Source organism: Paenibacillus sp. FW507-14B1B, assembly GCF_058781425.1.
The window spans coordinates 493,080-507,920 of sequence record NZ_JBYSWS010000002.1 but is presented as its reverse complement, the minus strand read 5'-3'; the positions used below and the strand labels follow the sequence as shown (position 1 = coordinate 507,920).

General features: G+C 44.6%; 11 protein-coding genes. 10 read left to right on the top strand and 1 reads right to left on the bottom strand.

The window, feature by feature from the left end; all coding sequences use genetic code 11:
* Positions 1-2: 2 nt before the first annotated feature.
* The 10 genes from AC3WJJ_RS10525 (at position 3) to AC3WJJ_RS10480 (ending at position 13,299) form a co-directional block, all read left to right on the top strand.
* A complete protein-coding gene (locus AC3WJJ_RS10525) occupies positions 3-1,106 on the top strand; it encodes an AAA family ATPase (RefSeq protein WP_492540347.1) in 1,104 nt (367 codons plus the stop codon).
* Positions 1,103-3,445, top strand: coding sequence for a DUF5682 family protein (locus tag AC3WJJ_RS10520; protein ID WP_492540345.1), 2,343 nt, complete (start codon positions 1,103-1,105; stop codon positions 3,443-3,445). The genes AC3WJJ_RS10525 and AC3WJJ_RS10520 overlap by 4 nt, the downstream gene beginning before the upstream one ends.
* 2 nt (positions 3,446-3,447) lie before the next feature.
* A complete protein-coding gene (locus AC3WJJ_RS10515; protein WP_492540344.1) occupies positions 3,448-4,659 on the top strand; it encodes a VWA domain-containing protein in 1,212 nt (403 codons plus the stop codon).
* 30 nt (positions 4,660-4,689) lie between these two features.
* Positions 4,690-4,884 carry a hypothetical protein gene (locus AC3WJJ_RS10510; protein ID WP_492540342.1) on the top strand — a complete coding sequence of 65 codons (195 nt, stop codon included), beginning with the start codon at positions 4,690-4,692 and terminating at the stop codon, positions 4,882-4,884.
* 235 nt (positions 4,885-5,119) lie between these two features.
* Positions 5,120-7,417 (top strand): helix-turn-helix domain-containing protein, encoded by a 2,298-nt coding sequence (locus AC3WJJ_RS10505; RefSeq protein ID WP_492540341.1) that lies wholly within the window; start codon positions 5,120-5,122, stop codon positions 7,415-7,417.
* Positions 7,418-7,615: 198 nt separating this feature from the next.
* Positions 7,616-8,488, top strand: a complete 873-nt coding sequence (locus AC3WJJ_RS10500) for an ABC transporter permease (protein ID WP_492540339.1) — start codon at positions 7,616-7,618, stop codon at positions 8,486-8,488.
* A 16-nt stretch (positions 8,489-8,504) separates the two neighbouring features.
* Positions 8,505-9,401, top strand: a complete 897-nt coding sequence (locus AC3WJJ_RS10495) for a carbohydrate ABC transporter permease (RefSeq protein WP_492540337.1) — start codon at positions 8,505-8,507, stop codon at positions 9,399-9,401.
* A gap of 30 nt (positions 9,402-9,431) precedes the next feature.
* Positions 9,432-11,099, top strand: a complete 1,668-nt coding sequence (locus AC3WJJ_RS10490) for an ABC transporter substrate-binding protein (RefSeq protein ID WP_492540335.1) — start codon at positions 9,432-9,434, stop codon at positions 11,097-11,099.
* Between the two features lie 23 nt (positions 11,100-11,122).
* Positions 11,123-12,406 carry an alpha-L-fucosidase gene (locus AC3WJJ_RS10485; RefSeq protein ID WP_492540333.1) on the top strand — a complete coding sequence of 428 codons (1,284 nt, stop codon included), beginning with the start codon at positions 11,123-11,125 and terminating at the stop codon, positions 12,404-12,406.
* 20 nt (positions 12,407-12,426) lie between these two features.
* Positions 12,427-13,299: a sugar phosphate isomerase/epimerase family protein gene (locus AC3WJJ_RS10480; RefSeq protein WP_492540331.1), complete on the top strand. Its 873-nt coding sequence runs from the start codon at positions 12,427-12,429 to the stop codon at positions 13,297-13,299.
* A 106-nt stretch (positions 13,300-13,405) separates the two neighbouring features.
* On the opposite strand, the gene AC3WJJ_RS10475 is transcribed toward AC3WJJ_RS10480, so the two are convergent.
* Positions 13,406-14,752: a lytic polysaccharide monooxygenase gene (locus AC3WJJ_RS10475; protein ID WP_492540329.1), complete on the bottom strand. Its 1,347-nt coding sequence runs from the start codon at positions 14,750-14,752 to the stop codon at positions 13,406-13,408.
* Positions 14,753-14,841: the final 89 nt, after the last annotated feature.

The following is a 14,841-nucleotide window of genomic DNA, read 5'->3' as shown; positions in this document are numbered from 1 at the left end:
AAATGAAAGCAGATCAAGAGCAATTGCAGGATATTATGCGTCAGCCAGCGGAAGTGTTATTCCGTGATGAACTGGAGGCACTTCGCAAAGTAGACACAGGTAAAATTCCAGCAGGGTGGCAGATGTCTCCGCAATCCGTGCTTACGTTTATCGTAGGGGGGAAAGCTGGGAAGGTCGATATTACCCCGAAATATATCGGGAACAAACGGCTTATTGAAATGGCTATCGCTACACTTGTAACCGATCGTGCGCTGCTACTGATTGGTGAGCCTGGAACAGCCAAGTCATGGTTATCGGAAAATCTGACTGCAGCAATCTATGGCAACTCTGGACTGGTTGTGCAAGGAACTGCGGGCACGAGTGAAGAGCATGTGCGGTACTCTTGGAACTATGCCATGTTGCTCGCTCAGGGACCTACACCAGAAGCGCTTGTTCAAAGTCCGATTATGCGGGCGATGGAGACGGGCGGGATTGCACGGTTTGAAGAGATTTCACGGTGCGCATCAGAGGTTCAGGATGCACTTATTTCTATTTTGTCTGAAAAGACCATATCCGTGCCAGAGCTGGGCAAGGAAATGAATGCACGGAAGGGCTTCTCTATTATTGCTACAGCCAATACGAGAGATCGCGGAGTTAATGAAATGTCGACGGCGCTGAAGCGGCGTTTTAATATTATTGTCCTCCCAGCTCCAGCCGATCTAAATACAGAAGTTGAAATTGTGAAAAAACGTGTGTCTGAAATAGCAGCTTCATACGATTTGCAGGCAGCTGTACCTGCGGAGGAAGCATTACTTAAGGTTGTGACGATCTTCCGAGAGCTACGCAGTGGCATGACTCTCGATAAGAAGGAAAAGGTGAAGTCACCAGCTGGTGTCATTTCGACGGCTGAGGCGATTTCCCTGCTAACGAACAGCATGGCGCTTGCAGCGAGCTTTGGCAACGGTGAGCTGACGGATGAAGACTTAGCGGCTGGACTTCAGGGTGCGATCGTTAAGGATGATGATAAGGATCGGCTGGTGTGGAAGGAATACCTAGATAATGTGATGAAGAAGCGCGGGGCCTCGTGGCGAAGTCTATACAATGCATGTAAGGAGATAAACCAGTGAACGCAGCTGGCGTACATATTTTTGGAGTTCGGCATTTGTCCCCTGCTGGAGCAAAGCATTTATTGGATTTTCTGGACCAAATCCAGCCCACAGCCGTGCTTATTGAAGGGCCGTCAGATGCGAATTCTGAGATTGTCCATCTGACGAATCTCACGACCAAGCCACCTGTCGCGATATTGGGATTCACAGAGGATCTACCCGTTAGGACGGTGCTTTGGCCATTTGCAGTGTATTCACCGGAGTATCAGGCCATGAAATGGGCACAGAAGAAGGGTGCTTATGCCGCATTTATCGACCTTCCTTCATCCGTGGCCGTATGCATGCAAGATCTTCAAGGGTTGGATTTAGATACTATTTCCGAACCTGAGCAGGAAGATAAAGCGCTTGATGATGGATTTACCTTTGAGATCGGCACAGAGAGTAGTCATTCGATCTATGAAGATATCGCCGAGCTAGCTGGAGAATATGATTACGATATGTACTGGGAGCGTAATTATGAACACAATCTAAATTCCGGTGCCTATCAAGATGCGATACTCGCCTACTCCAGTCACATACGTGAGTTGTCGGAAGAGAAGGAACGTCTTGAGGATACGGCTCAATATGCTTATAACGCAGTTAGGGAAGCTTACATGCGCAGGCAGATTGTAGAGGCCATTGAATCCGGGCATAAACCTGAACAAATTGTGGTCATCTGTGGAGCTTACCATGCTTCAGCGCTTACCAATCTGTCTGACTATATGAGTGATCAGGAATTAAAGAGTCTACCATCCCGTGGAACAAAGCTCACACTTATGCCTTATTCCTATTACAAGCTGTTATCTCTTTCAGGGTATGGAGCGGGGAATAATGCCCCCCAATATTTTGAGATGATGTGGGACCTTATGTTACGAGGAAGGTTAGCGGAGCTGCCGCATCGCTATTTATCTATCGTGGCGGGCTCCATGAGGAAGAAGGGAACGCATCGTTCTACAGCTGAAGTTATAGAAGCCGTTAGACTTGCAGAGTCTCTAGCAGCCCTGCATGGTGGCAGTGCTCCAACACTGCGTGATCTACGTGATGCAGCCCAGACTTTACTTGGACGCGGGGAATTTTCCGCCGTTGCAGAAGAGCTTGCCAAGACTGATATCGGTACCGTCATCGGTGAGCTGGCTGAAGGGGTGAGTCAGACTCCGATACAAGATGACTTGAATCGTCAATTCAAGCGATTGAAGCTGGATAAGTACAAATCGGTTGTGGCAAATGACTTAGTACTGGATCTGCGCGAGAACAGGAGAGTATCGTCGGAAGAATCCGCCTATCTCGATTTGAACCGTTCATTGTTATTGCATCGCCTGAAGCTGCTAGGCATTCATTTTGCAAGTGCAAGACCGAGTGGACAGGATCAGGCTTCTTGGGCAGAGCATTGGATCGTGAAGTGGACACCAGAAGTTGAAATTCAGATTGTGGAATCGACTTTACTGGGTGAAACCGTGGAAGTCGCTGCGGCTTATGTGCTGCAACAGAAACTTTCAGAATGTGCTTCTATCGCCGAGGCGTCTTCTCTGATTCGTACGGCGTATGAGTGCGGTATGATCCACCAGATGGAAGAGGGGCGTCAGACACTGCAGAAGCTCGCCGTTGATAGCAAAGATGTTGTTCAGATTGCTGCTGCGACAAGGGATTTGTCTGTTTTGATCCGATTTGGAGGGATTAGACGGATGGATACCGAGCCGTTAGTTCCACTCTTGCAGCAACTGTTTATGCGGGCATGTCTTTTCCTACTTGATGCGAGTCAATGTAGTGATGAGGTTTCAGGAGCTATGATTACGGCCTTGAATACGCTTAATGGTGTTGCTCTTGAGCATAGTGATCAGGTGGATGAGCCATTGTGGCTTCAGGAGCTACATCATCTGTCAGAGCGGGATGACCTTAATCCTCGGCTATCGGGTTATGCCTGTGCTCTATTAATGGAGCGAAATGCAATATCACCGCAGCAGACAGCAGAAGAAGTATCCCGAAGATTGTCTCCTGGTATCCCGGCTGATTTAGGAGCAGGATGGTTCGAGGGCTTATCGATGCGTAACCGTTATGCACTGCTCTCACGATTAAGCCTATGGGAGCAACTTAATGATTATATTCAATCTTTGGAAGACGATGAATTTATGCGTGCGCTTGTATTTCTACGTCGTGCGTTCAGCACATTTTCTTCAAAAGAGAAAACGATGATCGCTGAGCTGCTGGGTGAATTATGGGGCGTAAATGCGGAACAGGTTGCCGAGATATTGACGGGTGACTTGAAGGAGGAAGAAGAGAAGATGATCGACGATTTGAATGATTTTGATTTTGAGGATTTTTAACGATGAGTACAATGGTAGATCCACATATGATGACAAGGTGGCGGCTAATACTCGGAGAGTCAGCTGAAGCACAGTTAGCAAGCTACACCTCTGAAGGCAGTGTTCAACTGTCTGAGGAAGAGTTAATCATGGACCGGGCTTTGGCAGCCATTTATGATAACACAGATGGTAGTATAGAAGCAGGAGGCGCCGCTTCAGGGGCGAAGGGTGCAGGGCAAGGTAAGTCCGCGCCGCGGCTTGCACAGTGGTTAGGCGATGTGCGTACATTTTTTCCGGAGGATGTTGTTTCTGTTATTCAGAATGATGCGATGGAGCGGAAGGGCTGGAAGCAGCTCTTGTTCGAACCAGAGGTTCTGGCAACGGTGAAGCCAGACATTCAATTAGTAGGTACTCTTATGTCGCTGAAAGGCAAAATTCCGGAGAAGACGAAGGATACCGCCCGAATGCTGGTGAAAGCAGTCGTAGATGAATTGGTTGAGCGTCTGCATGAAGACATACGCCGGGCAGTAACGGGAGCTCTGAATCGGAGACAGCACACACCACTTCCTTCATTAAGCGGGATCGATTGGAAGCGGACGATTCAGCGTAATTTGAAAAATTATGATTCGGGAAGTAAACAGATTATCCCGGAGAAATTTTATTATTTTGACCGGGCAAAGCGTAGTAAAGAGTGGACTGTTATTGTGGATATTGATCAAAGTGGGTCGATGGCGGAATCGGTCATCTGGGCATCCGTCATTGGATCAATCTTTGCGAGCATTCCATCTCTAGATACTCGAGTTGTCGTATTTGACACCGAAGTCGTGGATTTAACCGAGCAATGCGCGAATGATCCCGTGGATATGCTGTTTGGTATTCAACTCGGAGGCGGGACAGATATTCATAAATCGGTTAAGTATTGCGAGCAGTTTATCGAGGAACCGAAGAAGACCTTATTTATTATCATTTCGGATTTATATGAGGGTGGCAATCAATCGGGACTGATTCGGCGTATGCGTGAAATGCGGGAATCAGGAGTCAAGACGATGTGCTTGCTTGCACTGTCAGATGAAGGAAAGCCCTTCTATGATGAGCAGGTTGCGAAGTCTTTATCGAGAGATGGAACACCATGTTTTGCTTGTACGCCAGCCTTACTTCCGCAACTAGTGGAGGGGGCGCTTAAAGGACAGGACCTTACTGAATTGGCGAAACGGATTGGGACGAAAGGAATCTAAGATGGAGCCTAATTATAAAGGAGGTGTCGCATGAGTTCAGTAATTTTAAAAACAATCACGGATGAGAACAGAGAAAAGTGTATTCAGTTAAAGCCGAAGGTATCTCAGGAGAAATATGTAGCTTCTAATGCAGACTCTTTAAAGAAAGCCGAAAAAGAGCCATCTTCCAGACCCTATGGTATATATGCTGAGGATAGTCCCATGTACCTGAAAATACAGTGGTGAATCAACTGTATAAACGGTTTGGATTTATTGAGACCGGCGAAGTAATTCATGGGGAGATCGTGCTAGATCTAATGGTTTGATCGGAGCAATACATGATTAAGGCTGCGCGGGCTTGTTAATTCCAAGGCGCAGTCTTTTGTTTTTTCGTTAAAATCAGAGACTTGAGGGCTACTGACGGAGTGGTGCTTCTTTGCTATATTGTTGTTATTGCTAACTTAATGAAGGTGGGATATTCGTGAAAGATACATCAGGGAGGCAGGCTTCACTTCTCATTCGGTTCTTTGTTCCGTATGCGTTGATTCTCTTATGCTCATTGTTTGTAGGCTGGTTCGCATATCACAAGACATCTGAGCTGGTTGAGAGCGAAACCATGAAGAGTAGTTCATCCGTTTTAGGGCAAATACGGGAAGCGTTAGACCGGCGTCTTGCTGAAATCGAAACCATCGCTAGACAGATGTCCAGTGAACCAAAGCTGCAGTCTTTTCAATTCGAAAAAGATCCATTTGGAGGTAAAAATCCATATACGTTATGGGATTTGGAGAAGAGCCTGTTCGATTATCGTATGTTTAATCATTTTATTGTGGATTACTATGTGGCTTTTAAGAACAATGGAATGTTCATATCCCCACGCAAAATTTATACCATGGAACAGTTTTACGATCTACAGCTTCATTATGATGATCTTACCTTGGAAGAGTGGAGAAGTAATCTGTTTGATACTTATCATTATAAAACTTATATGCCTGGTACTTCGGTCGAGTACGAGGGAAAGCCATATTCTGTTGTTAGCTTTATGCAGTCCTTCGGAGTGAAGGGTAGCGGAGGTGTTATTACAGTTCTCATTAACAATCAGCAGATCCAAGAGATGCTTCGAAATATCGACTCCGAACAGGGAGGATTCGCATACATTGCTGATCAGAAAGGGAACTTAATTAGTCATATTGGACTTGATGAAGAATCGATAAATTTGAAAGCGCTTCCCACAAAAGGAGACTTCTCCCAGTTAACGTGGAAGGGTAAGGAGATGCTAGTGACCGAAACGACATCTGCTTATAACGGATGGACCTATGTTTCGGCTCAGCCCAAGGCAGTTGTACTTGAAAAAGCGTATTACATTAAACAGCTTACATTCACTGTATTTTTACTTGCGCTCATTCTTGGTCTTGCTGTAGCTGCTTATTTTGCTTATCGGAGCAGTCGACCTATGCTGAAGCTGCTGCAGATACTGCCGGTAAATAAGGTAGAGGATAAGCCATTGGTGATCCGAAACACGGTTGAATACATAAGGAACTCGGTATCTGAGTTAATTGAAAATCACGATGCTTTGAAGGGACGGCTCGAAGAACAGCTCCCTCAGATGAGGAACGTTTTTGTAGATCGACTCCTTGAGGGTGGATATACTTCAATGCGTGACGTTGAAGCTGCAATGGAGCATTCGCGTCTAGAGTTAAAAGGGCTACAGTATACAGTCGTTATTTTACGCCTTCGTGGATATCATGCTCCGTATAATGAAGAAATACTGACGGAGATGGACATCGTTAAGTTAAGAATTCGTGATCGGATCGAAGAGTCTTCAGCGCAAGGTGTTCTTGTGCACGACTTGGGAGAGAATCTGCTTGCTTTATTGCTGTATGGTGATGAAGATGAGAATGATGAATTTATAGCGAAAACGAGTAATCAACTCAAAGAGATGCATGAAGCTCTAACTTTAGAAACAGGGGCTGGACTCTATATGGCTGTTGGTGGTTGCCAGACTCGCTTAACGGAGATATATCGCTCATTCGGAGAAGCTAAATTTGTACTTCAACATGCTAGATGGAGTGAGAATAATCCAATCCTTTATCATTCAGATGTGGAGCTGACAGCACCCAGCTATTTCTACCCCTCAGATGTGGAGTTGCGGCTTATTCAGCTTGTGAAATCGGGAAATCAAACGGAAACAAGGGAACTTCTTGAACAGATCCTGAAGGAGAATGGGGAGGAAAGGCAGCTAACCTTAGTAGTTGAAAGGCTACTTGCTCATGAATTATGCGGAACGTTATTAAAGTGCTGTGAACAGGCATCTGGAGCAGACACAACAGACGAGGTGGAGACGGTGCTCCGCGCTGCTGATTCCAAACTTTCTCCTGCTGAGGCTATCGAAATATTATGCGGCTCATTCCTGAGTTTATGCCGTAAGAATGAGGAACGCAAGAGAAGTCATAATGATGATTTAACAAATCGTTTGATTCGTTATATTGATGATCATTTTGCAGAAAGTGATTTATGTCTGACCGTATTAGCGCGTGAAGCAAGAACATCTGAAGCATATGTATCCTATTTTTTTAAGGAACAAACAGGGCTGAACTTTTCAGATTATTTAGAGGATATTCGTATGCGTGAGGCCAAGCGTCTATTGTTAATGAGTGGCCAACCAGTGAGCGAGATTGCAGCTGCTGTGGGGTACTTATCACTCAATACATTTAGCCGCGCTTTCAAGCGTGCCAATGGGATCAGTGCTACGGAATACAGGCGTAACCATGCGGCTGGATAAGCTGTTTTCTAAAGAATAGTTAAATATTTAAATGCTGAATAATGCAATTCTAAAAAACGGAATAATGCCTAAAACGAGTAGATTTACGGGATCATGAGGCCCATCTATACTTCAAATCACCGGACCGGTTCATATGACAAAGTAGGATTGGAGTGATAGGCGCTGAATGGTTGGAAAGGAATCAAGAAAAGCTGGCAGTTGTATGCATTGTTCTCATTGCCGCTGCTGTACATCATCATTTTTAAGTATGTGCCTATGTACGGAGCGCAAATCGCATTTAAAGATTTTAATGTTACCAAAGGAATCGGAGGAAGTGACTGGGTAGGACTTAAGCATTTTGAGCGCTTCTTCCATTCACATGAATTCTGGAGGCTATTACGCAATACACTTTCCATTAGTTTTTACACATTAATTGCGAGCTTCCCTTTTCCAATTATGCTTGCGCTAGGACTTAATTATGTTCGAAACCAACGATTCAAAAACATGGTTCAGATGGTGACATATGCGCCGTATTTTATCTCTCTTGTCGTTCTTGTGGGTCTGCTCCTTCAGTTTCTAGATCCGAGAACAGGCTTGATCAATACGATTCTAGGCGGAATAGGCCTCGGACCGTTTCACTTTATGGCGGAAGCTTCATGGTTCCAGTCCATATATGTCTGGTCGCACGTGTGGCAGAACGTAGGCTTCTCTTGCATCATATTTTTGGCAACGCTTGCAGGGATCGATCCTGCTCTGCATGAAGCAGCTGTCATTGACGGGGCATCTAAGATGCAGCGGATGCGTCATATTGACCTTCCTGGCATTATGCCCATTGCGGTTATACTGCTTATCCTGAATACAGGGCAGATGATGGAAACAGGTTTTGAGAAAATCCTGCTCATGCAAAACTCGCTGAATTTACGATCATCCGAAGTAATTGATACTTACGTATACAAGGTGGGTCTAGTCTCACAGGCCATGAACTTCTCGTATGCGACAGCAATTGGACTATTTAAAGCAGTTATTGGCTTTATTTTGCTACTTATTGTTAACCAAACAGCCAAACGACTTAAACAGGAAAGCTTATGGTAGGGGGTGGCGAAGACAGATGCATTCGAAGACAATAAAGGAATCCGGCTCTGATCGCCTGTTTACGATCTTTAATTATGTCATGCTGTCCATTGTACTCATCATTGTTCTGTATCCTCTCATTTATGTTGTAAGCGCTTCATTCAGTTCGAGTAGTGCTGTACTATCAGGCCGAGTATGGCTGTGGCCTGTTGAACCTACGCTGGAAGGTTATAAAGCCGTATTCAAGAACACGATGGTCACCAAAGGCTTTATGAACACCGTCTTTTATACACTAGCAGGAACAGCTATTAACCTGATTCTTACGGTTATGGCAGCCTATCCGCTCTCCCGTAAAGACTTTAAGGGTCGTAATTTCTTTATGCTATTGTTCGTGTTCACGATGTTATTTAATGGAGGACTAATTCCGACGTATCTTATCGTGAAGGATCTTCACATGATCGATACCGTATGGGCTATGTTAATTCCGGCGGCACTGTCCGTATGGAATGTCATCATTATGCGTACCTATTTTCAGACGACGATTCCAAACGAACTTCTAGAAGCATCTCAGCTGGATGGATGTACGGATTTCCGATTCTTAAAAAGCATTGTATTACCACTGTCCGGTCCGATCTTAGCGGTTATTGCACTATTCTACGCGGTGGGACATTGGAATCAATATTTTAACGCAATGATTTATTTGAAACAGGCGGATTTGTATCCGCTGCAGTTAGTGCTTAGAGACATCTTGGTGCAGAACGAAGTAAATATTGAAATGCTTGGCGATGCCAAGACAGCAGCGGCACGTCAGGGATTAAGAGAATTGCTTAAGTATGCACTCATTGTAGTTACATCTGTTCCTCTTTTGATTGTGTATCCATTTCTTCAGAAGTTTTTCGTAAAAGGTGTCATGATCGGTTCGATCAAAGGTTAATTATCCATTTGAAAATTGTGGAGGGTCATTATGAAGAAGAGAATGAAGGTAGCATTTAGTGCATTTACAGCACTCAGCATTTTGCTTGCGGGTTGTTCAAGCGGTTCCGATAAAGGGGAGGAGAAAGGAAAGGATAATACTGCTTCTCCTGTACAGTTGTCAGAGCCAGGGACATATCCTCTTGTAACCGAGAAAGAAACTTTAAAGATTATGGTTAGAGGAAATCCGCTCGTTGAGAACTTTGCAACCAATGAGTTTACGAAATGGTACGAAGAAAAGACGAATGTTCATATTGAATGGGAAGTTGTACCGGAACAAAGTATGCAGGAAAAGCTGAATCTTGTTCTAGCAAGTGAGGACTATCCAGATGTCATCATGGGACTTAATATTACTCCTTCACAGCAGATGATTTACGGTACACAAGGTGCATTCCTTCCGCTTAATGATTTGATTGAGAAGCAGGGCCCACAGACCAAGAAGTTGTTTGAGGATTATCCAGACATTAAATCAACCATTACGGCACTTGATGGAAACATTTATGCTCTCCCGGAAATCAATGATTGCTATCACTGTTCCATGAGTCAGAAGATGTGGATTTATGAGCCGTGGCTTAAGAAGTTGAATCTTGAAATGCCAACAACAACGGATGAGTTTTATAACGTACTAAAGGCATTTAAAGAACAGGATCCAAACGGCAATGGGAAGAATGATGAGATTCCGCTGTCTATTTCTCAGAAATCATGGAGATCCTCCATTGATGCATTTCTGATGAATTCATTTGTCTATAACCCGATTTACGGATCAAGTTATAAACATATGTATGTGAAAGATGGGAAGATTGACGTTGCTTACAATAAGCCGGAGTGGAAGGAAGGTCTTCGTTATCTGAATAAACTGTATTCAGAAGGGCTTATTTCTCCAGAGTCGTTCACACAAGACGATAATCAATTGATCCAGATTGGCGAAAATCCGGATACCGTATTATTGGGTGCATCCACGGGTGGACATCAAGGCGTGTTCACACAACTGATGGGTGAAAGTGGACGCTGGAGCGAGTATAAAGCAGTACCTCCATTAAAAGGACCGAATGGTGTTCAATATGCACCTACGGATACGACGGCTTTAACACCGGGTTCTTTTGTAATTACAAAAAAGGCTAAAAATCCAGAACTCGCTATGCGCTGGGCAGATGGTTTGTATGAAAGAGAGCATACGCTTCGCAGTGTGTATGGCCGACCGAATGAAGAATGGCGTGATGCAAAAGAAGGCGAGATCGGAATTAATGGTAAACCAGCTGTCTGGTTTGAACTTAAGTCCTTCGGTACAGTACAGAATGTGAACTGGGCACAGACAGGTCCAGCCATGCGTACGAATGAGTTTCGTCTGAGTTCTGTAGCAAATGGTGACGATGATTTAGAGGTATTCCTATACAAAGAGACGAAGAATAAGTATGAGCCTTATGCGCCAAAGGATGTTTCTACCGTACCACCACTGTTCCTGACGAACGAACAATCGTCTGAGGTTGCGGATCTAGCTAAGACTGTCAATGATTACGTGGATGAGATGATCGCTCGCTTTGTTATTGGTGACGCAGATCTAGATAGTGAGTGGGATGGATATGTACAACAACTAGACGCGATGAATCTCTCACGTTTCTTAGAGATTTATCAAACGGCTTACGATGCGAAGAGCAAATAATGTTCTAAGGAGGGATGACAAAAATGCATCCAAGATTTGACCGAGCCAAGTCGCTCATGCATAATCGATTCGGCCTTTTTATTCACTGGGGATTGTATGCGATTCCAGCAAGAGGAGAATGGGTTCGGAGCATTGAGCGAATTTCGAACGAACAGTATCAGCCATTTTTTGATGAATTTAATCCATCGCGATATGATCCGCGCAGCTGGGCGAAAGCCGCGAAGGCTGCGGGTCAGAAATATGCGGTACTCACAACCAAGCATCATGATGGTTTCTGTCTTTTTGATAGTAAGCTGACAGAATACAAGGCGACCAACACGCCGGCGGGTAGAGATTTGATTCGGGAATATGTGGATGCATTTCGTGAAGAAGGCATATCTGTTGGATTTTATTACTCCATTATTGACTGGTATCATGATGACTATCCAGCATACAATGACCGCATTCATCCGATGCGTGGTGTTGAATCCTTTAAGGACAAAGAGCAGGATTTCAACCGTTACCTGGACTACATGCATGGTCAAGTGAAAGAACTCCTCACGAATTATGGTAAGATCGATATCATTTGGTTCGACTTCTCGTATGACGATATGACGGGAGAGAAATGGCGGGCAACGGAGCTGATTGAGACCATTCGTTCCCTGCAGCCAGATATAGTCATTGATAATCGTCTAGGCGGTAACATTATGGCTGCTGAGCCGGAAGTTTACGCTGGTGATTTCTACTCACCAGAGCAGATTATTCCGCCGCGTGGCATTGTGAACGAAGTTGGAGAGCCAGTGCCTTGGGAAGCGTGTATTACGCTGAATAATAACTGGGGCTATCACGCTCAAGATAAAGCTTATAAGACTCCACGCCAGGTTGTACGTGCACTCGTAGAGTGTGTCAGTAAGAACGGAAACCTGCTGCTGAATGTAGGGCCGGATGCGGAAGGAGAAATTCCTTCGGAATCGCTTGAGATTTTGTCGACGGTCGGAGAGTGGATGCGCCGCAATGGAGACAGTATCTATGGATGTGGAATCGCAGAGCTGGATAAACCGGAATGGGGACGTTATACACAGCGTGGAAATAAGCTGTATGCTCACGTCTTTGACCGTGGTATTGGACCGATCTATTTCCAAGGATTAAAAGGAAGAATTAAGAAAGCAAGACTGCTTGCTGATGGAAGTGAACTCAAGGTCGAAACGCCTTGGATGGCAGAGAATTATTCTGATGTTGGAAGCGGTGCTTTTATCAATCTGTCCGGTGGAGGACTTCCAGATGAGCTGGACACTGTAATTGAACTTGAATTATTTGAACAAAAATAGGTAGGGGGCAGAGAATAACGATGAGAGTTGGAGTCAGCACATATAGCCTCTTGAATGCAATTAAATCAGGAGAAATGACCGTACTGGATGTTATTGATTGGATTGCTGAGAATGGCGGGGAACATATGGAGATTGTTCCTTATGGATTTACATTAGAGGATCAGCCAGAACTTGCAGATGCTGTCCGTGAACACGCCGCGAAGGCGGGGATTACGTTATCTAATTATTCGATGCCTGCGAACTTTGTGCAAGAGGATGAAGAGGCTTTCGAAGCAGAGATGGCGCGTGTCAAAAGGCATGTAGACACGGTGTACCGACTTGGCATGAAGCATATGCGTCATGATGTCACCGCGTTTACGCTTCCACCAGAGAAGCACGGTATCGATTACTTGGAGAACAATCTGGATCAGATTGTTGAAGGATGTCGTATCATCGCTGATTACGCTGCTCAGTATGGTATTACAACAACAATTGAGAACCATGGAGTTAGTGTTCAGGCAAGTGACCGGGTACAGCGAGTACTCCACGCTGTGAATCGTCCTAACTTTAAGACGACACTCGATATCGGTAACTTCTTGTGTGTCGATGAACAGCCGCTCGTAGGTGTCGCACGCAACCTGTCCTATGCTTCACTCGTACATGTTAAAGACTTCTATATCCGTCCATTTGATCAAGATCCAGGTGGCGGCGAGTGGTTCCGCTCCTCCCATGGTAACTACTTACGGGGCTCGATCTTTGGTCAAGGGGATATCGATGTACGCCGGGTTCTGCGCTTAATTAAGGAATCTGGTTATGATGGAGATATTACATTAGAATTTGAAGGTATGGAAGAATGTCGTGAAGCAACACGTATTGGTCTTGAGAACTTGAGACGAATTTGGGATGAAATTTAACTCGCTGTAATGGAGCATTTATAATCGTCTTTTAGGTAGAACTGAGCTGTCCTTGCGTAGATTTTTCTACGAAGGGACAGCTCTTTTTCTACTTTCGTAAAATGGTTTACTGAATCACTTTCCATACATCTGCTCCAGCTGCTCCTGGAGTTTCACCTTGTGTCCACCATTTAGCTTCATAATTTACACCGTTGTGTGTTACTTTGCTGCCAGCTACGTATACGGAAGAGGCACTCCAAGCTGGGTAAGTAGTCGGTGCGTTTGGTGTTGTTACATTGATGACATTACTAGCCGATGAGATATTTCCAGCTGCATCTACAGCTTTCACAGTAAAGGAGTAAGCCGTATTCGGCGTAAGTCCTGTCACAAGATATTCCGTGGCAGTTCCAGGTACAGTCGTAACTAAAGTTGTTCCTTTAAATACTTGGTAACCTGTTACGCCTACATTATCTGTCGATGCATTCCACATCAGTGGCACTGTTGTGGATGTGGAGGATCCCATGACGTGTAAAGATGTCGGTGCTGAAGGAGCTTCCGTATCAGGTCCGGTTACAGCCAGTGTCGTGAAAGATACGGTATTGCTTGCGGGAGAGAGGTTCCCTGCAGCATCGACAGCTTTAACCGTAATATTGTAAGCCGTATTTGGTGTGAGTCCAGTCAGATTGTAATTCAAAGCTGGCGTGGAACCTATTTGAGTCGAACCGTTAAACAGACGATAGCTTGTTACTCCCACATTATCTGTAGCTGCGTTCCATGTAATATTTGCACTCGTTGTTGATACGTTAGAAGCTGCTGCACTTGTAGGTGCTGTAGGAGCTGTTGTATCTGAATTACCACTTCCAGTGAAATTAACATCAATCACATTGTAGAAAGCATTTCCTGTATCTGAGATTTCCCATACAGCGAGGATAACTTGGTATCCTGTTCTGTTCGGAACATTGCAAGTATCAGAATATGTGTTAGAAGGTTGACCTTTATAAGGCACGTTACAGAAAGGAGTCAGATCGAATGAAGCACGAGTCAGTGGTGCATTTGGATCCCAATCTTGTTTAGTAATGTAATACTTCCAGCTTGCAGTTGCATGAGGAACTTTTAATTTCCAATCGAAGGTTGTTGGTCCGGGGGAGATATTTACTTTTGTCCAGCGTGTTGCCGATTGTTGATCCAGTGGAGCGAACAATCCGTTAGCACTTGCTATTTTGCCGTCAGCAGGTCCAGCTGCTGGGAAGCCTTTAGCTGCTTCAAGACTGTATGGTTCATAAATAATAAGTCCACAATTTGTGTTAATTCCTCTTGCACAAAGGTCAGCACGACTTGATGGATTACTTACGTATCCATGGGCCGATGCTTTTGATTCGAATAGGAATAGTGCCATGATCGCTAGCGTCAACAATAACCCGCCAGTCATCACTTTTTTTAATAATCTTTGATTTGGTAATTGTAATGTCGACATTAAAAAATCCTCCTTTTTGGTTGGTGGAATATGTACAAATCAGCATTTCATATTCCGAAATGTAATCGCTATCAAGCTTGTGTTTCACC

What these genes read in the sequence shown, in the direction of transcription:
- AC3WJJ_RS10525 (WP_492540347.1), top strand. Translation starts at nt 3, where the DNA reads ATGAAAGCAGATCAAGAGCAATTGCAGGATATTATGCGTCAGCCAGCG.
- AC3WJJ_RS10515 (WP_492540344.1), top strand. Translation starts at nt 3,448, where the DNA reads ATGAGTACAATGGTAGATCCACATATGATGACAAGGTGGCGGCTAATA.
- AC3WJJ_RS10510 (WP_492540342.1), top strand. Translation starts at nt 4,690, where the DNA reads ATGAGTTCAGTAATTTTAAAAACAATCACGGATGAGAACAGAGAAAAG.
- AC3WJJ_RS10495 (WP_492540337.1), top strand. Translation starts at nt 8,505, where the DNA reads ATGCATTCGAAGACAATAAAGGAATCCGGCTCTGATCGCCTGTTTACG.
- AC3WJJ_RS10490 (WP_492540335.1), top strand. Translation starts at nt 9,432, where the DNA reads ATGAAGAAGAGAATGAAGGTAGCATTTAGTGCATTTACAGCACTCAGC.
- AC3WJJ_RS10485 (WP_492540333.1), top strand. Translation starts at nt 11,123, where the DNA reads ATGCATCCAAGATTTGACCGAGCCAAGTCGCTCATGCATAATCGATTC.
- AC3WJJ_RS10480 (WP_492540331.1), top strand. Translation starts at nt 12,427, where the DNA reads ATGAGAGTTGGAGTCAGCACATATAGCCTCTTGAATGCAATTAAATCA.
- AC3WJJ_RS10475 (WP_492540329.1), bottom strand. Translation starts at nt 14,752, where the DNA reads ATGTCGACATTACAATTACCAAATCAAAGATTATTAAAAAAAGTGATG.